Source organism: Chryseobacterium proteolyticum (assembly GCF_046591535.1).
Taxonomy (GTDB): domain Bacteria; phylum Bacteroidota; class Bacteroidia; order Flavobacteriales; family Weeksellaceae; genus Chryseobacterium; species Chryseobacterium proteolyticum.
The window spans coordinates 1,003,872-1,023,247 of record NZ_JBJLWK010000001.1 but is presented as its reverse complement, the minus strand read 5'-3'; the positions used below and the strand labels follow the sequence as shown (position 1 = coordinate 1,023,247).

Annotated in this window: 18 protein-coding genes, 1 tRNA gene and 2 pseudogenes; 12 read left to right on the top strand and 9 right to left on the bottom strand. The window is 35.1% G+C overall.

The window, feature by feature from the left end; translation table 11 throughout:
• Positions 1–155: 155 nt before the first annotated feature.
• The 3 genes from ACJ5H0_RS04760 to ACJ5H0_RS04750 are packed head-to-tail and all read right to left on the bottom strand — an operon-like array spanning position 156 to position 3,709.
• Positions 156–884 carry a LytR/AlgR family response regulator transcription factor gene (locus tag ACJ5H0_RS04760; protein ID WP_411247693.1) on the bottom strand — a complete coding sequence of 243 codons (729 nt, stop codon included), beginning with the start codon at positions 882–884 and terminating at the stop codon, positions 156–158.
• Positions 853–2,124, bottom strand: a complete 1,272-nt coding sequence (locus ACJ5H0_RS04755) for a histidine kinase (protein ID WP_411247692.1) — start codon at positions 2,122–2,124, stop codon at positions 853–855. Before ACJ5H0_RS04755 ends, ACJ5H0_RS04760 begins: the two co-directional genes overlap by 32 nt.
• A gap of 37 nt (positions 2,125–2,161) precedes the next feature.
• On the bottom strand, positions 2,162–3,709 hold the full coding sequence (locus tag ACJ5H0_RS04750; protein ID WP_411247690.1) for a two-component regulator propeller domain-containing protein: 1,548 nt from the start codon (positions 3,707–3,709) through the stop codon (positions 2,162–2,164).
• Positions 3,710–3,928: 219 nt separating this feature from the next.
• On the opposite strand from ACJ5H0_RS04750, the pseudogene ACJ5H0_RS04745 reads away from it, so the two are divergent.
• The 7 genes and pseudogenes from ACJ5H0_RS04745 (at position 3,929) to ACJ5H0_RS04715 (ending at position 12,717) form a co-directional block, all read left to right on the top strand.
• Positions 3,929–5,813: pseudogene (locus tag ACJ5H0_RS04745) on the top strand (DNA topoisomerase IV subunit B).
• 84 nt (positions 5,814–5,897) lie between these two features.
• Positions 5,898–6,383 carry a hypothetical protein gene (locus ACJ5H0_RS04740; RefSeq protein WP_172278689.1) on the top strand — a complete coding sequence of 162 codons (486 nt, stop codon included), beginning with the start codon at positions 5,898–5,900 and terminating at the stop codon, positions 6,381–6,383.
• Positions 6,383–8,972 (top strand): annotated as a pseudogene (locus ACJ5H0_RS04735) (DNA gyrase/topoisomerase IV subunit A). Before ACJ5H0_RS04740 ends, ACJ5H0_RS04735 begins: the two are co-directional and overlap by 1 nt.
• A gap of 14 nt (positions 8,973–8,986) precedes the next feature.
• Positions 8,987–9,640 (top strand): rhomboid family intramembrane serine protease, encoded by a 654-nt coding sequence (locus ACJ5H0_RS04730; RefSeq protein WP_172278685.1) that lies wholly within the window; start codon positions 8,987–8,989, stop codon positions 9,638–9,640.
• Positions 9,641–9,672: 32 nt separating this feature from the next.
• Positions 9,673–10,773 carry a helix-turn-helix domain-containing protein gene (locus ACJ5H0_RS04725; protein WP_411247687.1) on the top strand — a complete coding sequence of 367 codons (1,101 nt, stop codon included), beginning with the start codon at positions 9,673–9,675 and terminating at the stop codon, positions 10,771–10,773.
• A 145-nt stretch (positions 10,774–10,918) separates the two neighbouring features.
• Positions 10,919–11,704 (top strand): SDR family NAD(P)-dependent oxidoreductase, encoded by a 786-nt coding sequence (locus tag ACJ5H0_RS04720; RefSeq protein WP_411247685.1) that lies wholly within the window; start codon positions 10,919–10,921, stop codon positions 11,702–11,704.
• Positions 11,701–12,717 (top strand): NAD-dependent epimerase/dehydratase family protein, encoded by a 1,017-nt coding sequence (locus ACJ5H0_RS04715; protein ID WP_411247683.1) that lies wholly within the window; start codon positions 11,701–11,703, stop codon positions 12,715–12,717. The genes ACJ5H0_RS04720 and ACJ5H0_RS04715 overlap by 4 nt, the downstream gene beginning before the upstream one ends.
• On the opposite strand, the gene ACJ5H0_RS04710 is transcribed toward ACJ5H0_RS04715, so the two are convergent.
• The 5 genes from ACJ5H0_RS04710 to ACJ5H0_RS04690 form a co-directional block, all read right to left on the bottom strand.
• Complete coding sequence (locus tag ACJ5H0_RS04710; RefSeq protein ID WP_411247681.1) at positions 12,668–13,027, bottom strand: DUF4180 domain-containing protein; 360 nt, start codon at positions 13,025–13,027, stop codon at positions 12,668–12,670. The genes ACJ5H0_RS04715 and ACJ5H0_RS04710 overlap by 50 nt on opposite strands.
• Before the next feature lie 87 nt (positions 13,028–13,114).
• Positions 13,115–13,501 carry a 5-carboxymethyl-2-hydroxymuconate Delta-isomerase gene (locus ACJ5H0_RS04705; protein ID WP_411247679.1) on the bottom strand — a complete coding sequence of 129 codons (387 nt, stop codon included), beginning with the start codon at positions 13,499–13,501 and terminating at the stop codon, positions 13,115–13,117.
• Between the two features lie 56 nt (positions 13,502–13,557).
• Positions 13,558–14,406 (bottom strand): peptide chain release factor N(5)-glutamine methyltransferase, encoded by an 849-nt coding sequence (gene prmC, locus ACJ5H0_RS04700; RefSeq protein ID WP_411247677.1) that lies wholly within the window; start codon positions 14,404–14,406, stop codon positions 13,558–13,560.
• Positions 14,407–15,165: a peroxide stress protein YaaA gene (yaaA, locus tag ACJ5H0_RS04695; protein WP_411247675.1), complete on the bottom strand. Its 759-nt coding sequence runs from the start codon at positions 15,163–15,165 to the stop codon at positions 14,407–14,409.
• A 170-nt stretch (positions 15,166–15,335) separates the two neighbouring features.
• Positions 15,336–15,947, bottom strand: coding sequence for an L-threonylcarbamoyladenylate synthase (locus ACJ5H0_RS04690; protein ID WP_172278669.1), 612 nt, complete (start codon positions 15,945–15,947; stop codon positions 15,336–15,338).
• A 102-nt stretch (positions 15,948–16,049) separates the two neighbouring features.
• On the opposite strand from ACJ5H0_RS04690, the gene ACJ5H0_RS04685 reads away from it, so the two are divergent.
• A tRNA-Met gene (locus ACJ5H0_RS04685) sits at positions 16,050–16,122 on the top strand.
• A gap of 72 nt (positions 16,123–16,194) precedes the next feature.
• Here the strand turns inward: ACJ5H0_RS04685 and ACJ5H0_RS04680 are convergent.
• Positions 16,195–16,776, bottom strand: a complete 582-nt coding sequence (locus ACJ5H0_RS04680) for a hypothetical protein (RefSeq protein ID WP_172278667.1) — start codon at positions 16,774–16,776, stop codon at positions 16,195–16,197.
• Between the two features lie 331 nt (positions 16,777–17,107).
• Between ACJ5H0_RS04680 and ACJ5H0_RS04675 the strand changes: the two genes are divergently transcribed.
• The 4 genes from ACJ5H0_RS04675 to ACJ5H0_RS04660 are packed head-to-tail and all read left to right on the top strand — an operon-like array spanning position 17,108 to position 19,324.
• Complete coding sequence (locus ACJ5H0_RS04675; protein WP_172278665.1) at positions 17,108–17,473, top strand: BlaI/MecI/CopY family transcriptional regulator; 366 nt, start codon at positions 17,108–17,110, stop codon at positions 17,471–17,473.
• A 1-nt stretch (position 17,474) separates the two neighbouring features.
• Positions 17,475–18,335, top strand: coding sequence for a M56 family metallopeptidase (locus ACJ5H0_RS04670; RefSeq protein WP_411247673.1), 861 nt, complete (start codon positions 17,475–17,477; stop codon positions 18,333–18,335).
• Positions 18,316–18,564, top strand: coding sequence for a hypothetical protein (locus ACJ5H0_RS04665; RefSeq protein ID WP_411247671.1), 249 nt, complete (start codon positions 18,316–18,318; stop codon positions 18,562–18,564). Before ACJ5H0_RS04670 ends, ACJ5H0_RS04665 begins: the two co-directional genes overlap by 20 nt.
• Positions 18,545–19,324 (top strand): hypothetical protein, encoded by a 780-nt coding sequence (locus ACJ5H0_RS04660; RefSeq protein ID WP_411247669.1) that lies wholly within the window; start codon positions 18,545–18,547, stop codon positions 19,322–19,324. Before ACJ5H0_RS04665 ends, ACJ5H0_RS04660 begins: the two co-directional genes overlap by 20 nt.
• Positions 19,325–19,376 lie beyond the last annotated feature (52 nt).

Sequence of the window (19,376 nt, the reverse complement as noted above, 5' to 3'; positions counted from 1 at the left end):
GTTCCTGCTTCACTAATAAGTGTTATATAATTTCTCTTAATTGTGATTTAGCGTCTGGATTCAAACGATATTTTTACATACATATAAAATATCCCTCCATCCAAAATATTATGTTGGATGGAGGGATTTTGTTTTTTGAAAAATCGGATTAGGATTTATTCCAATTGTTCAATTTTATTTAAGAAATCATTTTTCTTACGGACGGAAACATCCAGAACAGAGTTGTCAGTCATAATAACCTGTCCTCCTTTTCCTTTGATGTACTCTTTTAAGTGGCTCAGATTGATCAGATGTTTATGATGTATTCTGAAAAAATTATAGTCGGAAAGAAAATCTTCAAATTCATGCAGTGTTTTCGATACAATAACCTTTGTTTTATCACTCATATAAAATGTAGTGTAGCTGGAATCCGCTTCGCAACGAACAATATCTGCGATATTCGTAAGCTTGAATCCCTGCATAGTAGGTAGGCTTATTTTATTCTGGTTAACAGCCGGTATAGAAGTTCTGTTCTTTTTGTTGATTTCCAGAGCCTTATTTACAGCGATAATAAAATCCATCTTTTTGATAGGTTTCAGAAGGTAATCCGTTGCTCCATTTTTTATGGCCTGGATCGCAAAATGTTCAAAGGCGGTAATAAATATGATCTGCGAGTTGATCTCTCTGAATTTTGAAAGCAAATCGAATGCGGTACCATCTTTTAACTGGATATCTAAAAATAAGATATCCGGAGCGTTTTTCAGAAGATTAACATAGGCTTCTTCTACGCTTGAGGCCTGAAACGAAATCTGTATATCCGGAAACTCATTCTTCAGCAGGAGAGAAATATAATCTCTTCCGTCTTGTTCATCATCAATGATGCAGGCTTGTATTTTGGTTTTCATAGGGGGTCATATATAGTTTAATTTGTGTACCTTGTTTTCCGTCCTTTTCGGAAAGATTATTCAGCTCCAACGTTATATCAGTCTCAAAAAGCTGCCTGAATGTTTCAATCCTTTTTTGAGATAATTTCACTCCGAAAGAATTGGCTTTTGCAGATTCCGGTCTTTTTTCTATTCCCACGCCATTATCCTCAATAGTAATACAAAGAAGTGAATCGGTATAATCAAATGTAATCCTGATATTTCCTTTTCGATCCTTTAAACCGGAAACACCATGTTTTATGGCATTTTCTACAAACGGCTGTATCAGTAATGATGGGATCATCCAGTTTTCATCTGTTTTTTTTGAACGTGTTATGGTGTAGTCGAACTGATCTTTTAAACGTAATTTTTCCATATTCAGATATAGGGAAAGGTATTCAATTTCCTCTTTGATCTGCATAAATGTCTTTTCAGAATAGTGTAACGTTTTTCGTATCATCTGAGCAAATATGTTTAAATAGTTTTCAGTTTCCACATAATCTTTTTTGTAGAGCAAAAACTGAATAGAATTGAGACAGTTATAAATGAAATGCGGATTTATTTGTGCCTTGATGGCCTGTAACTCAAGTTCGGCAATCTTCTTTTCATAATAAAGCGTTTCGAGTTTTTTGTTTCTTTTTCTCTGAAAGTAAATAGTAACCACCACAAAAATAAGTGAGCATCCCATGATAATGATGAAGAATTTAAACCACCAGGTTTGCCAGAATTTGGGCTTAATTTCAAATGCTATTGACGAAAATGTATAGGATCGTTTTCCATTATAACCAAGCCCGAAAACTTTAAAAGTATATTTGCCCGGCGGAATTGAATTAAACATGATCTTAGATGAATTGCTTATTTGCCATTCGTCGGTCAGACCTTCGACTTTATACTTGAATTTGATCATACCCTGAGAGATATAATCCGGAAAGCTGAGGTCAAAGGTTATTGTGTTGTCAGGTGTTTGCCCTTTAATCTCCTGATTGAGATCAAATATCTCTTTACCCCCTACGGTCACAGAATTAATGACTACTTTTTTATTGATAAACTTCTGCTGGGTTAACAAGTTGTGAATAGGTAAAATACCCAGACCTTTTGACGTTCCGGCATAAATGGTGTCGTCTTTTATAACGCATCCCGCGACTACGTTGGAGGGAAGCCCATCGGTTTGTGTGAAATTATCGATGGCCAGTTTTTTCCCTTTTATTTCTATCCTGCTCAAACCGGAATTGGTACTCGCCCAGAAAACGTTTTCATTTTCAACTTCGATTTTTTTTTATCTGGTCTGTGGACAGACCACCTTTTTCAGTGATTCTTTTGAGGATCTTTTTGTTATTAAAAATCAGGACTCCATTGAGATTGGTTGAGCCTATATATACATCAGGCTTAAGTTTTTTGATATCTTTGAAATAATATCCCTCAATAAATAGTTTTCTTTTATTTGTTTTTACATTCATTTTATACACATCCTTAAAACTTCCAACAAAGACACTGTCTTTGTCGTAGCGTAGGGCTGTATAGGCTCTTTCATTAAACAGGTCAGATTTGGCCCCGGTAATGAAATTATAAAGTGTAAGACCCTGGGAAGTACAGAGGAGTATTGAACTGTCATTATAGGGGATTATATTTTTTAAGCTATAATCACCAATGGTTGTAATTTTTTTATTATCGGTATTGTATTGGTATGTTCTTAAGCTAAGCCCCAGTATAATGCTATTCCCTTTTGAAAACAGGGCCTTTGTTTCAATTTTCCGATTTTTTTCAAGGGATACATCAATGATGGTATTCGATTTTAAAATGCCGAATTTTGCCTCATTGTACCCCATGATAATGTTTTTACCACTTTTTCCGATAGCGGTAATGTAGGAAGAATTATTCTTTACAGGAAGATGGATATAATTGTTGAAAAACTTATCTGTAATAAAGTAAATACCATTGTTTCTCGTGGAAAACCAGATGTTTTTATCCTTGTCTACGAGGATATGATTCATGACAAAATCATTCATGATCTTCATGGGCCGGGATAGGTTCCCATCCCGTAAAGTATTTTTGTAATAAAGAACTCCTCCTTTATCTAAACATACCCACAATCTGTCGTTACGGTCAATAACAAGCTGATGGATCGGTTCTCCAACAGAAAACGACTGCGTTTTAATGAATTCAAATTTGTTTTTTCGTTTGAAGATATCAATAGTATTTCCACGGTAAGCAACTAAGAAGTCCCCCTTTCTGTAGATGGCACTTTTTGGTAATGAAATATTGCATAGTATTTTCTTTCTTGTGAGGATATCATATGCTATAACTTTTTGGGTATCATCTGTAAGGTAAAGCAGGTGGTTGGCCACATCCATACTGAATATATAAGGATTACGACCCACTAAGGGAAAACCTGCATGTAAGGAAAGAGGAATTGTTGTTACTTTTCCACGTCTGTATATATAGATATCTTTTGGATTGTTGGCTGTATATATACAAACTGAATCTCCACTGCTGTAAGTATGGGAGGTGTCACGGAATTTAAGTTTCCTAAGCTCTTTGTTATCATCCGGATTGATGATTTTGCCATTTTTCAGATAGGCAAAATCACTCAGGTAGGTTACGATGAAAATCTCATCATTAGATAAAGGATTGCACCCAAGGATATCAATGTTTTTAAGCCCGCTTTTTTTATTGTATTGTTTAAATTCTTTACCATCAAACCTGAAAAGTCCATTATCGCTACCAATCCAGATAAGGCCTTTGTCATCCTGACTCATAGAATAGGTGTAGGAGCTATTCAACCCGTCTTTCTCACTATAATTTACCAATCCCGGGATTTGAGAAAATGAAAGAAATGGAAAAAATAGTATTACTAAAAATAGAAGAAAATCACGTAGGTTTTTCACTTGATCTTGAATAATGATGTAAATATAAAATTTGCTTGATAATAATGCAAAACATATTACATAATATTGAAAAAAATGAATTAGAAAAATTCGGATAATTTTAAGCATTTTCGTACTTTTGTGTGTTTGCTGAAATAACTTATGTCACAAGAAATAAATCCAATCTATTCAGAAGATAATATCAGAACCCTCGATTGGCAGGAACATATTCGTTTGCGTCCCGGTATGTACATCGGAAAGCTTGGAGATGGTTCTTCCGCCGATGATGGTATTTACATTTTACTTAAAGAAATTCTGGACAACTCTATCGATGAGTTCAGGATGAAATCGGGTAAGAGAATTGAAATAAAAGTAGATGACGGAAAGGTAACGATTCGTGATTTTGGCCGGGGTATTCCGCTTGGAAAAGTGGTGGATGCTGTTTCCAAAATGAATACCGGAGGTAAATACGACAGTAAGGCCTTTAAAAAGTCCGTAGGATTGAATGGTGTTGGTACAAAAGCGGTTAATGCGCTTTCTGATTATTTCAGAGTAAGATCTTTCCGCGACGGAAGAATGAAGGTTGCGGAATTTTCACGTGGAATCATTTCGGAAAACCATGAGGAAAAAGATACTTCGGACAGGAACGGTACTGAAATTTCGTTTATACCCGATGGAGAAATCTTTCTTCATTTCAAATACAGAAAAGAGTATATCGAAAGAATGCTCCGGAACTATGCATATCTGAATCCGGGACTGAAGATCATTTTTAACGGGGAAACCTATTATTCAGAAAATGGACTTAAAGATCTGCTAGAAGAAGAACTGGAAAGCGAAATTCTATATCCGATCGTACACCTGATGGATAATGATATTGAAGTAGCTATTACGCATTCGGATAAATCACAGACTGAAACCTATTTTTCTTTTGTGAACGGGCAGAACACAACGCAGGGAGGTACCCATCTTAATGCTTTCCGTGAAGCATATGTGAAAACAATCCGTGAATTTTTCAACAAAAACTTTGATGCTTCGGATATAAGAAAATCAATCATTGCTGCGATTTCAATTAATGTGGAAGAACCTGTTTTTGAATCCCAGACCAAAACAAAATTAGGATCTAATGATATGGGCCCTAATGGTCCCACTGTAAGAACCTTTATCATTGATTTCTTAAAAAGCAAACTGGATAATTTCCTGCACAGAAACCCTGAGATTGCAGAAGCCATTCAACGGAAAATTTTAATTTCCGAAAGAGAACGAAAGGAACTTTCGGGAATTCAGAAACTGGCAAGAGAGCGGGCGAAAAAAGTATCGCTTCATAATAAAAAAACTGCGTGATTGCCGTCAACATTATAATGATCAGAAGGCAGAAAGAAAAGGGGATACACAGATCTTTATTACCGAGGGAGATTCCGCATCGGGATCCATCACGAAATCAAGAGACGTAGAAACACAGGCTGTATTCTCACTGAAAGGGAAACCATTGAACTGCTACGGACTGACCAAGAAAGTAGTGTACGAAAATGAAGAATTCAATTTATTGCAGGCCGCTTTAAATATTGAGGAAAGTCTTGAAGATCTGCGATACAACCAGGTTATTATTGCAACTGATGCGGATGTCGATGGAATGCACATCCGTCTTTTAATGATTACATTCTTCCTGCAGTTTTTCCCGGACCTGATCAAGAACGGACATCTTTATATCCTTCAGACTCCTTTATTCAGGGTGAGAAATAAAAAAGAAACCCGATATTGTTATACGGAAATGGAAAGGGTAAAGGCTTTGAATGAATTAGGAAAAAACCCTGAAATTACACGATTTAAGGGGCTTGGAGAGATTTCTCCCGATGAGTTTAAACATTTTATAGGTAAAGATATCCGCCTGGAGCCTGTAGTTGTCGGAAAAGATCAGACCATAGAACAGCTTTTAGAGTTTTATATGGGTAAAAATACACCGGACAGACAGGTTTTCATTCTTGAAAATCTTGTTGTAGAAGACGGGGATATTGATAGCAGAGAACTAATAAGCGAAGTAGAAAGTTAAAGATCCCTCCAAAAAACTTTCTTTTAATAATTAATCTTTAAAAAACTTAAATGACATAACCTTTAAACTTAAACACAAATAACAATGAGATTAAGTAACCGTAATAAAGCACCGGGCTACAACTTTATTAATACCCTCTTAATAATGTTTTTAATAGCCGGAATTGTGTCCTTCTTTTTAGAAGAATATAAATTTAATATTTTAGGATCAGAAAGCTATCTGCTGATTATTGTACCGGTAATTATGTTATTAGCTTTCCATCTTACCGGAAGACAAATATTTGAGTATGATAGTGATGGAGAGGCTCTCAATTTCAAAAACAGGAACATCATTCCATTTTTAGATAAACCTTTAAGTGATGAATTTCCAAAATACAAATTAATAAAATACGAGATCGTCAATTTACTCTTTGTAAAAAGATTATATATTACAATTTCAAGTAAGAATAGTGGTTCAACCATGTTGAAATACGAAATTTCTTACCTGACGACAAAAGAAGTAAATGATTTGAAATTCTCTTTAAATAAAGTAGTAAAAGCGAATAACGAGAAAAACGTTAAAAACGAATAATGACAGAAGAAAATTCACATGAAGGCGAAAGCCTGAAGAAAGTTTCCGGACTTTATAAAGACTGGTTTCTGGACTATGCTTCTTACGTGATTTTAGATAGAGCGATTCCATCGGTCTACGATGGATTAAAACCCGTTCAGCGAAGAATTATGCATTCCATGCGTGAGCTGGAGGACGGGAGGTACAATAAGGTAGCGAACATTGTAGGAAATACAATGAAATATCACCCCCACGGGGACGCTTCTATTACTGATGCCATGGTACAGATCGGGCAGAAAGAGCTTCTGATTGACACTCAGGGAAACTGGGGGAATGTCTTTACCGGAGATTCGGCTGCAGCAGCAAGGTATATTGAAGCCAGATTAACCCCTTTTGCACTGGAGGTAGTTTTCAATCCTAAGACAACGGAGTGGGCAAAATCTTACGATGGACGAAATAACGAGCCTATAGATCTTCCCGTAAAGTTCCCTTTACTTTTAACGCAGGGAGTAGAAGGGATTGGTGTAGGATTATCCACGAAGATACTTCCTCACAACTTTAATGAACTGATCAATGCTTCAGTAGCTCACCTTAAAGGAAAAAAGTTTGAACTTTTCCCAGATTTCCTTACAGCAGGGTATCTGGACGTTTCTGAATACAACGACGGACAAAGAGGTGGTAAAGTACGTGCAAGAGCCAAAATTACACAGACCGATAAACATACTTTGGTTATCTCTGAACTTCCCTTTTCCAAAACAACCAGTGATCTGATAGATTCTATCCTAAAGGCTAATGAAAAAGGTAAGATCAAGATTAAAAAAAATTGAAGACAATACGTCCGATACCGTAGAAATTCTGATCCATCTCCATAATGACGTATCACCGGATAAAACAATTGATGCGTTATATGCCTTCACAGATTGTCAGGTAACAATTTCTCCGAATGCGTGTGTAATTGTGGGAGATAAACCAATGTTCCTGAGTGTTTCTGAAATCCTGAGAATGAATACGGATCATACCGTTTCATTGCTGAAAAAAGAACTGGAGATTGAACTTCACGAACTTCAGGAAAGCTGGCATTTCTCCTCATTGGAAAGGATTTTCATCGAAAACAGAATCTATCACGATATTGAAGAAGTAAAGACGTGGGAAGAGGTAATCAAAACTATTGATGCAGGATTAAAACCACATACCAAGCATCTTTTGAGAGCCGTTACTGAGGAAGATATTCTGAAGCTGACAGAGATCAGAATCAAGAGAATTTCCAGGTTCGACTTAGATAAATTTAAAGAAAATATTGCTGCTCTTGAAGGTAAGATAGAGCAGGTTAAATATAATCTTGCTAATCTTATCGCTTATGCTATCGAGTATTATTTAAATATTCAGAAGAAGTACGGTAAAGAAAAGCAGAGAAGAACCGAATTAAGAATTTTCGATACCATTGATGCTACAAAAGTAGCCGTGGCTAACGAAAAATTCTATGTAAACCGTGAAGAAGGCTTTATAGGAACCTCATTGAGAAAAGATGAATACCTATTCGACTGTTCCGATATCGATGATATTATAACTTTCAGAAAAGACGGAAGTATGAAGATCGTCAAAGTAGAGGCAAAAACCTTTATCGGAAAAGATCTCCTGCATGTGGCTGTCTGGAAGAAAAACGACAAGAGAACAGTGTATAATATGATCTACCGTGAAGGTAAAGAAGGTCCGTATTATATGAAACGTTTCTCCGTAACGGCGGTGACAAGAAATACAGATTATCCTCTGGCGTCTGATAAAAAAGGCTCGGAAGTGCTTTATTTTTCCGCTAATCCGAATGGAGAAGCTGAAACGGTTACTGTTCTCTTAAAACCGAATCCAAGAATCAGAAAAAATAAGATGGATATCGATTTTTCTGAATTGGCAATTAAAGGCCGCGATTCCAAAGGAAACCTGGTGACCAAATACTCCGTGAAAAAAGTAGATCTTAAGGAAGAAGGTATTTCAACCCTGGCTCCAAGAAGAATCTGGTTTGATGATACGGTACGAAGATTAAATGCTGATGGCAGGGGTACTTTGTTAGGGAATTTTAAAGGAGATGATAAAATCCTGACGATTAATTCCAATGGAGAGGCAAAGCTGGTAAGTTTTGACCTTGGAAACCGTTTTGACGATGATTATCTGATCCTTGAAAAATGGCGGCCGCAGCAACCTGTAACTTGTATTTATTACGATGGGGAAAAAGAGATGTATTTTATTAAAAGATTCCTTCTCGAAAATAATACCAATCCCCAGAATTTCATGCCTTCGGAGCATAGCAAATCATTTATTGAGAACGTGATAGTAGCCAACGGATCTACTGCAGAAATCATTTTTTCAAAAGATAAAGGAAAAGAACGTGATCCCGAAACCATAAATATTGATGATTTTATTATGGTGAAAGGTATAAAAGCAATCGGAAATCAATTTACCAAATTCAAGGTAAAAGCGATAAATATTACGGTTCCGGAGATTGAAGAAGAGGAACCGGAAGTATATGAAGAGCCTGAACATACTGAAGGCATTGATGAAGACGGTGGGGTTATCGGTGACCTTTTTGAAGGAGATACTGATAGTGACGAAAATTAAATTTTAAATTAATCATGAATATCTTATTATTAGTTATTATAGCTACCAGTATTATCAGCTTTATTGCTTTTAATAATCATGGTATTTTCGAAAAGTATAAATTTAATGTAGGAGCTATCCAAAACAGGAAAGAGTACATCCGTCTCCTTTCTGCAGGTTTCCTTCATGCAGATTTAATGCATCTTCTGTTTAATATGATGACCCTTTATTTCTTTGGGCCTATCGTAATGGAAGGTTTTGGAAATCTGGGTTTCATAATTGTATACTTTGGTTCTATACTGCTCGGAAATATGTTTTCCCTGTTTATCTATCAGAAGCAGCCATGGTATTCTGCTATTGGAGCGAGTGGAGGGGTTTCAGGGATATTATTTGCCGGAATTGCACTTATTCCTGATCTTAAAATATATATATTCTTTATTCCTATCGGAATTCCGGGCTATATATTCGGGCTTCTTTATTTCAGCTATTCCGTCTATATGATGCTTAATCCCAGACAACATGATAATATAGGTCATGCAGCACATCTTGGCGGAGCCTTTTTCGGTCTGCTATATGCGGTGATCAATCAGCCTGAAAGAGCAATGGATAACGGTTTGTATATTGGAATTATGGCGATTCCGCTCCTGTACTTAAGCTACGAGATTTTTGTCAGGAAAAGAATAGGATAAAAAACCTATCTTTAAATAAAATATCAAAACCAATGAATACAATAGAGTTGAATCGTTTTATCGTCATACTTATCTATGGTTCATTGGTTTTGCTTTCTTTGTTAAAACTGGCCAATCCTCTTAAAGTTAATCGAAAAGCCAACCTATGGTTTGGTTTGTTTCTTTTTTTGTGGTCCACATACTGGCTGGATGAAATTTGGTCACTGATCAAAATTTCTCAGATAGAAATTCATTCCATTCTTTTTGTTCAGTTCGTTCAGTTTTTTACACCCATTATGTTTTATTTCAGTGTTTTATTCTTTACAAATCCTTCATTTAGGTTTAAGAGGTCGGACGTAAAATATGCTGTTTTACCTGTTATTTTTCTTATCAATTTGTTATTACAACGTTACGGAAACTTTGAAAACCAATCTTTTTTTGAGTTTACATTTATAGGATTGATATTATTCCAGGCGGTATTTTATACAGGGCTTTCTTATTTTACCATACGGAAACATCAAAAGAGAATTCAGCAATTCTCTGCTAATACGGAAGGGATCAATCTTAATTGGCTGGAGTATATTATTCTTATTCTTTTGATTATCAATATCGTATATGTTATCTACAATCTTTTCTATGATTCTACATCATTAAATGCTTTCATCAATATAGCTTTTCTTTTAGTGGTTTATTTTGTAGCGTATTACTCGCTGAAGCAAAAAGAAATTTATCCTGTTGAGGAAAAACAACGGGATGAGCTCATATCCATTAATGATGAAGCAGAAAATGAAGAAATCAAACGAAAACTCATTTCTGATGAAGAATTATCCCGGCTTAAAACAAAGCTTGAAAATGTAATGGAAAAAGAAAAGCTTTACCTGGATAGTGAGCTGAATTTAATTAAGCTTGCAGAACACTTGTCTGTTTCTACTCATCATTTATCGTATGTGATCAATACCGGCTTTCAAAAAAACTTTTTTCAGTTCATTAATGAATATAGAATCGAGCATGCTAAAAAGTTGCTGAAAAATAATGAGGCCAATAAGCTTTCCATTTTAGGGATTGCTTTCGAATCTGGATTTAATTCCAAGACCTCATTTAACACCACCTTCAAAAAATTTACTGATCAGACCCCTTCTGAGTTTAAAAAATAAGTTCAGGTTTATAAATTTTAACCTTTTTTTACTTTTATTATATTGATTTTAAGTTGTTTATGATTTGTGCTTAAATGTGTTCAGTCATATAAGATGGAACAGAAAAGGATCTTCATAAAGATACATTTGTACCATAATTTTTATCATGGATACTAAAGAATCATTTGCTGTTGTAACGGGAGCAAGTCAGGGATTAGGCAAGGCGTTTGTCGAGCATCTGGCTAAAAAGAAGATCAATGTTATTCTTATCAGTCTGCCTGGTCAGAATGTGGCTTCTTTAAGTGAAAAAATAGCAAAAACCTATGATGTAAAAACACATTATTATGAAATTGATCTTTCACTAAATGAAAATGTAATGTACATAACAGAGAAGCTGAACATGTCTTTTAATATCTACATTTTAATTAATAATGCCGGTCTGGGAGGAACCCGAAAATTTGTGGATGCTACGCCTGATTATATCAATACGATATTACAGGTCAATGTTATGGCTACTTCTTTAATGACCCATCAGCTGTTGCCTAATCTTTTGAAACAACCCAAAGCTTATATTTTAAATGTTTCCAGTATGGCTGCATTTTCACCGATTGGTTTTAAAACGGTTTATCCCGCCTCCAAAACATTTATCCATTCCTTTTCCAGGGGATTACATGAGGAACTAAAAGATACCAACGTTTTTGTGAGTGTTGTGAATCCGGGAGCAATGAAAACCAATAAAGATGTCTGCGAAAGAATTGAAAAACAGGGTTTTTTAGGAAAACTGACTTTGCTTGATCCTAATAAGGTGGCTGCACGATGTGTCAACCAGCTATTCAAAAGAGATTCTGTCATCATGGTTAATCCTATAAGTTGGCTGGTAATGAAGATATTGCCCATCTGGATTAAATTACCTTTGATGACGAACGCAATAAAAAAAGAAATAGAAGCATGAAAAAAGTTTTTGTTACCGGTAGTACCGGGCTTTTAGGAACTCATGTTGTTAAAAAATTATTAAGAGATGGTTATTTTGTTATTGCTTTGGTGCGGCAGAAAAGTCGCTATTATGGTCAGGAAGATGAAAACCTCCGGTTAGTTGAGGGAAGCTTGTTTTCTGATGTTTCCTCGCATCTTAAACTGGTGGATTTCGTCATTCATATTGCTGCTGAAACTGGGCAGGATCTGCTTTCCTATGGGGAATACAGAAAAACAAATTATGATGCCGTGGTTCATTTGTTTTCACAGTCAGTTGAAGCCGGGGTTAGAAAGTTCTTATTTGTAAGTACTGCGAATACGATGGGATATGGGAATCTTGACGAATTAGGTCATGAAAGCTCCGGTCAAAAATATCCCTTCACAAAATCTTATTATGCCCGAAGTAAATCAGAAACTGAGGATTTTCTTTTACGAAACAACAAAACCACTGAAGTTGTTATTCTAAATCCGACGTTTATGATTGGGCCTTATGACTGGAAGCCCAGCTCGGGGAAAATTATTTATTGGGTATGGAAGAAAAATCTGGTTTTTTACCCATCCGGAGGAAAGAATTTTGTTCATGTGGAGGATGTTGCCTGTGGAATCGTTAATGCCATCGATAGGGGAAAAAACGGAGAGCGTTACCTTTTGGCCCATGAGAATTTAAAGTATAAAGACTTCTTTAAAAAAGTAAATATGATTACCCGCCAAAACCCTTTATTGCTTCCACTTCCGGATTTCATCCTGATACTTTTAGGAGTAGCAGGGGATTTACTAAGATCACTGAATGTAAAGACGAATCTAAGCTCACCCAACATGAAAGCTTTGAGAATAGATAATTATTATACCAACTGCAAGTCAATAGAACAATTAAACCTGGAATACCAGTCCGTAGATAAAGCAATTGCCGATGCGATAGATTTTTTTCAGAATAAAGAATATACTACTTTGAAAACTTCTCCAAAGCCTCTTTCAACGTTTCAACAAAATTAATATGCCTGGTTTTATTGCTTTCAAAAATAAAATCTTTCATACTTTTACTTTCATATTGACTAAAATCTCCTATAATGGCTAATCCCATTCTGTAATTGGAGAACTTCTGGAGAATATCGCCGGCAATTTTAGTCTTGAGGTCAAAGAATTCCGGGGTTATATTTTTCTCATAGATAATCACCTTATCAAACCCCTGATAGTAGGCGTTACCTAATAGATCGATACCGTCCTGTGCTGATTTTATCACGTGGTTGTCGGAAATCACTTCCGCTACTTTGATACCATTGACCTGGTGAGCTTTAAGTTCCATGATTATTTAATTTTTGACGTAAAAGTTTGCTTATTGATGTGTAAAGGAAACAAGTATTATGCTAAATATTGTTTCGTTTAAAAAATATCAGTGACCAGGAAAATGTCTGTCCTTATTCATATTTTCAGGGTTGATTAAAGATTTATTGCAATAAGTCGCTGCTTCAAACTCCTGTATATTGATAGACAGAATAGGTATATCCGGAAACATCAGGTTCAGTCGTTCTATTATTTGTCTGGATAAGCTGGCCTTTTGTTCTATAGTTCTTCCTCCCATAATATTTCCGAAAATATGGATAAAGCTTTCCTTTCCATCATCCATCTTATAATATTTAAAAGGCGTTAATCTCACTTTGATGTCTCCTTTTGCAAAAAGTCCGGAGTTTTCTGCAGTCTCGTAAACTGCATTCATTATTTCACCGGGAGATTTCTGATCTAAAATATTTTCTGAGCAATCTATGATAAAATGTGGCATGGTTATTTGAAATTTGAGCTAAAGATACAGAACTTAAAACCGAAAATAACGGAATCCTATCTTTTTCCCGTTATAAACCTGTCATTTCCAGACAAATCTTTTACAAGATGAGCCTCCGAAAAGAAAGAATAAAGCTCCAGGGTTTCTGCCCCTAATTTTTGATTAATTTCTAAAAATAACAATCCGTTTCCGTTCAGGTTCTTTTTCGAGTCTTCAGCGATTTTCCTGTAAAAGATCAAAGCATCAGAAGTAGGAGAGAAGAGTGCCATTTGTGGTTCAAATCCTTTCACAGAGTATTCAATTTCAACTTCTTCTTCAATCCCGATGTAAGGAGGATTGGAAATAATGACATCATAATTTTCAGTAAGCTTAAAATTCAGATAGTCACCATACATAAAACGAACATCCAGCCCATGAAAAACAGCATTTCTTCTTGCTGTTTCTAAAGCTGCTTCTGAAAAATCTATAGATGAAACATCGGCATCCGGAAAATGTTTTTTAAGAACCAAAGGAATAACTCCGCTTCCTGTACCAATATCAAGAATCTTGAGATCTTTCTGTTCAGAAAACGACCTTTGGATTGTATCAATGGCTATCTCAAGCAGTTCTTCTGTTTCTGGGCGTGGTATTAAAACATTTTCGTTCACAAAAAATGTCATCCCATAAAATTCCGTTTCACCTAGGATATGTTGGTAAGGTTTACCGGTTTTTAGCTCTGCGGTTATTTTCTGAAGCTCCTTTTCATCATCAGATAGCAACTCCTGATGAGAAAACCGTCTTTGCTGGAACTGATCAAATCCGATTAATTTTTCAACAAAAACAGAAAACAGGAAAGCACTTTCAGATGCTGTATACAGATCACTCAGCTCTTTTTTGAAATAGATTTTAAATTCTGAAATTGTCATTTATCTTGTAAAAACCAATTTGGTATCTGTAGATTTTTCTTCGTCGATCATATAACCTTCATAATTAAAGGCTTTAACATCGTCCAGCGTTTGGGCATTGGTTTCAGCACAGAATCTTACAACAAGACCTCTGGCGTGTTTGGTATACACAACAATCGTTTTTAATTTTCCGTCCTTTAATTCATAAAAATCGAAATCAATTATTTTATGGTTCAGTTTTTTCCAGTCAATTACCTTTCCGTATTCATTACTTGCCAGTTGAAGCAGAATCTCATTTTTCTTCATTTCTGAGTTCAGCTGATCTGTAATTTTCTCTCTCCAGAACTCATATAGATTTTTGTATTGATCAAATTCAAAATGACGGCCCATTTCAAGTCGGTACAACATGACTTTATCAGAAGGTTTTAACAAGCCATAAAGACCTGAAAGCATTCTGTAATTTTTCTGCAGATAATCCACGGCACTTTTATCCAGGGTTTTGGCATCCAGCCCTCTGTATACTTCTCCGGTGAACGCAAACATAGCCGGTGCAGATTCTTTAGGCTTTGGATTTGCTTTCCAGTTTTGATTTCTTTCCCAGTTTTCATCTGCCAGCTTAGGAGAGATCTCCATGAGTTCGGAAAGATACTTAGGTGATTTATGTTTTAAAAATGATTGTATAAATTCTGCCTCTTCAATGAATTTCGGGGTAGTGGATCTCAACAGGTCAGTTGAATTTTCTACGTTCATTAATTTAGCCGGTGATGTAATGATTTTCATAAAATAATATAATAAGAACCTCAGTGAGAGGTATATAATAAACAATATATATTTAATGTTGGATAATAATCGTTATTGGGGAAATCCGGAAATATATCCCATTTTTAGTTTCTTCCTAACCTCTAACCTCTAACCTCTAACCTCTAATTTCTAACTTCTATTTAGAAAAGTTATATAATCCCTTTTCCCTGTCTGATTACTTCAGGTTCTCCGGAAGTAAGATCTACAATAGTAGAAGCTACATTGTCTCCGTATCCTGAATCTATAACAATATCCACCAGATGATCATATTTTTCAGCGATGAGTTCCGGATCGGTAGAGTATTCGATCACTTCATCTTCATCCCTGATAGAGGTAGAAGCAATCGGATGTCCCAATTTTTCAACAATCAGCTGAGGAATGGAGTGGTCTGGAACACGGATACCGATTGTTTTATGTCCTTTATAAGCCAGAGGAACACTTTTGTTGGCATCCAGAATAAATGTAAAAGGTCCGGGAAGGTGGCTTTTTAAAAATCGAAATACGGAAGTATCAATGGGTCTTGTAAAATCCGAAAGGTGACTGAGGTCGTTACAAATAATTGAAAACTGGGCTTTTTCCAGCTTCATTTTTTTGATCTGAGCCAGTTTTTCCATGGCTTTGATGTCAAAAATATTACAACCCAATGCATAAATAGTATCAGAAGGATAAATAATTAATCCACCATTATTCAAGGTTTTAACCACCTCATTAATAAGATTTTCCTGAGGATTGTCAGGGTAAATTTTTAATATTTTTGCCATAAAACAAAGATACAAATAAATGTATAGTTTTTATAAAACTCCTTTATTTAAAAGAAAAATTAGGAATTTTAAAAAAAAAGTCGTACATTTGCAATCCAATATCGCGGGATGGAGCAGTAGGTAGCTCGTCGGGCTCATAACCCGAAGGTCATCGGTTCGAGTCCGGTTCCCGCTACTAAAGCAAAAGAGAATCACTTTGTGATTCTCTTTTTTTATGTTAAAAAATCCCGCATAAAGCGGGATTATATTATTGTGCTAGTTCAGCATAAGGTTTTAATTTAAGATCATCTGCCATTGTCTGACCCAGAAATTCTTTCTTTTGATTTCCTTTCATTCTGTTGGAGGCATCACCACCGTTAAAATAAGCGTCATTTAATTTTGTAGTGATTTCACTAGGATTAAAATCAATTTTAGTATCACCTTCTACTCCAAGATATCCATTCTTTTTTGTGAGGTAAGTAATATAGTTTTTATAGTTGATAAGCGTATTTCTCAGGTATTGGGTGTGGTATTCCATGCACTTTTTAGCTTTCTTTGAAGAATTATTTAAAATGCAGTTGTTCATATTTCCTCTGTATAAGTACCATTCAGATTCTAAAATACCATATTCTTTTCCCAGTGCTGCTTTTCCGTTGGTAAGAATATTATTGTCTCCTTCTTTGGTAGCGATCGCTTGTAAATGTCCGATAACCGCAGGAACTGTATTTTCAATTTTAGTTTTTGCTTCCTTTAAAGCGCTGAAATCTGCAGCAGGCGAACCTTTCTTTTGAGCATTAGTAATGTTAAAAATAAGTAGTAATAGTACAATCAGTAAATTATATCTTTTCATGAGAAATTTTTAAAGCACTAAAATAAATATATTTTCCCAGTTTAAACATATTCATTTTAATTTTATTTAATAAAAATTAACAAGTTTTAAGAATTTATATTGTAATTAAAGAATTTTCTATTGATAATTCAGTGGAATTTGATTACTACTTATAAATTTAACATATTTTAATAAAAAATATTATATTGAATATCAATTAGTTATGTGCTTATTCTGTTTATCACTAAAAAAATAGTTGTTTGAATGTAATTTATTTCTACATTTGTATAACTAATTTAATAGTGATATAGAATTTAGCGATGATATATCATTCAAGATAAATGAACAGGATATGATAATTCAGACTTTAACAAAAGCAGAAGAACAGGTAATGCAGTATTTATGGAAAATTGAAAAAGGATTCCTCAAGGATATTCTTGATTTGTTTCCTGAACCCAAACCTCACACAAATACTGTTTCAACTATTCTAAAAGTACTAAAGGATAAGGAATTTGTTGATTATAATGTTTATGGCAGACAGCATGAATATTTTGCACTGATCACAAAGGAACAGTATTCGGGAAAGACGATGAAAAGTCTTGTGAAAAATTATTTCAAAGGATCTTATAAAAGTGCAGTCTCTTTTTTGGTAGAAAAAAATGAAATGACGGTAGAAGATCTTGAAATGCTGCTCAACGAACTCAAAAAGAAAAACTGATATGGAAACTCTACTTCTATACTTTGGGAAAGTAATTGTATGTTCTGGTGTAACATTTTTGTATTATCAGTTGTCTTTAAAGGACAAGACATTTCATCATTATAACAGATTCTATCTGTTATCGGCTATATTACTTTCATTGTTATTACCTCTTATGAGGGTTGATGATTTTACTATAGAAGTGAATAATGAGGTGTATTTGTTGCTCAATAAATTACAGAATTTTAATTCACATAAAAACATAAGCAATGACCACATTTATTTTAGAATTATTTTTTCAGCTTTGGGACTGGTTTCTTTCTATTTTTTAGGAAGGTTTATCTATGGGATCATCAGGATCCAACAGCTTAAAAAGAAATTTCAAAAAGAGAGTTTTGATGGTATAAATTTTTACCATACAAACCTTACTGAAGCACCGTTTTCATACTTTAAAAATCTATTCTGGAAGAATTCAATACAGTTGAATTCTGATATTGGGAAACAGATCTTAAAGCATGAGATGGTACATATTGAACAGAAGCATTCCTTTGATAAAATTTTTATCGAAGTGATTACTTCAGTCTTCTGGTTCAATCCGTTCTTTTATATGATGAAAAAAGAACTCGGTCTTATTCATGAATACCTGGCTGATAAAAAAGCCGTCAAACAATCGGACACAAAAGCATTTGCGCAGATGCTTTTAGCAAGTCACTTTTCCGGAACACAGTTACCTGCAACCAGTCCGTTTTTAAGTTCAAATCTAAAAAAAACGTCTAAAAATGTTACAAAAACCCAAAACCAAATTCGGGTATGCGCGAAGGATTTTTGCATTACCGGTTTTATTTACAGTAGCTTTTGCCTATATGGTAAATGCGAAGAATAAAGAAATCAAAGAAACCAACATAGCGATCCGGGAAGCAGTATCCAAAATGGAAGAACAGCCTGAAGCCAAAATTCAGAATGTAACTTCCATCACAAAAGACACCATTCCTGCCAAGATCGGTAAAATTGATGATTCACAACAAAAGCTGCTAAGAAAAAAAAGAAACAGAGAAATTAAAAGATCTTGGAAAGAAAATCCAGGAAAAAAGTATGGCTCTGAAAAGCCTTAAGCCGGAAAGTAAAGAGTTCCAGAAGAATGTAGATGAGCTTAATGATCTGTCAGCTGAAATGGGAAAAATTACAAGTTCCGATGATTTCAGAATGGCTTATACCATTAATGGAAATGAAATTAAAAGAATTAATGACTTTTTCAAATCCGATGAATGGAAGAATAAAGTGAAAGAGCTCAAGAATATGAACGTTGAGATTCCTGAAATACCTGAAATTAATTTCGATTTCCAGGATATGCCAACGCCTCCGGTTCCTCCGACAGCTCCTCGAATGAAAGCTTTAAAGTTCAGTGAAATTAAGGATATGAAATGGGATGCAGCAGAACTTGCCAAGGCTTCCGAGAATGCAAAAGGAGCTATGGAAACGGCTGCGAAACGAGCGAAACTCGATAGAAAGCGTGCCAGGCTTAACGAAAAAAGAGCTAAACTTGATGCAGAAAGAATGAAGCTGGATGCAGAAAGAAGAGCATTGGATGGCAACAATAGAAGAGTTTATGTGTATACATCCAGTTTTAGCGATTCGGATAATCCGGTGACAGTAAGGCTGAACTCTAATTTTAAAGATGTAAATACTTTTACAGTTCCAAGAGTAAACGGATCCGCTAATAATTACGGTAACATGAAATTATACATTAACGGAGTAGAGGTCACCAGAAAAGAATTTGATGCTATTAATCCAAAGGATATTAAAAGTATGAATGTGAATAAACGCACAAAAGACGGAGATCCTTCAGGAGAGATAAGAATTCAGACAAAATAATAAAGTTCCAATTGGCTTTGTCAATCCAGAATTGGCAAAGCTTTTTTATGTC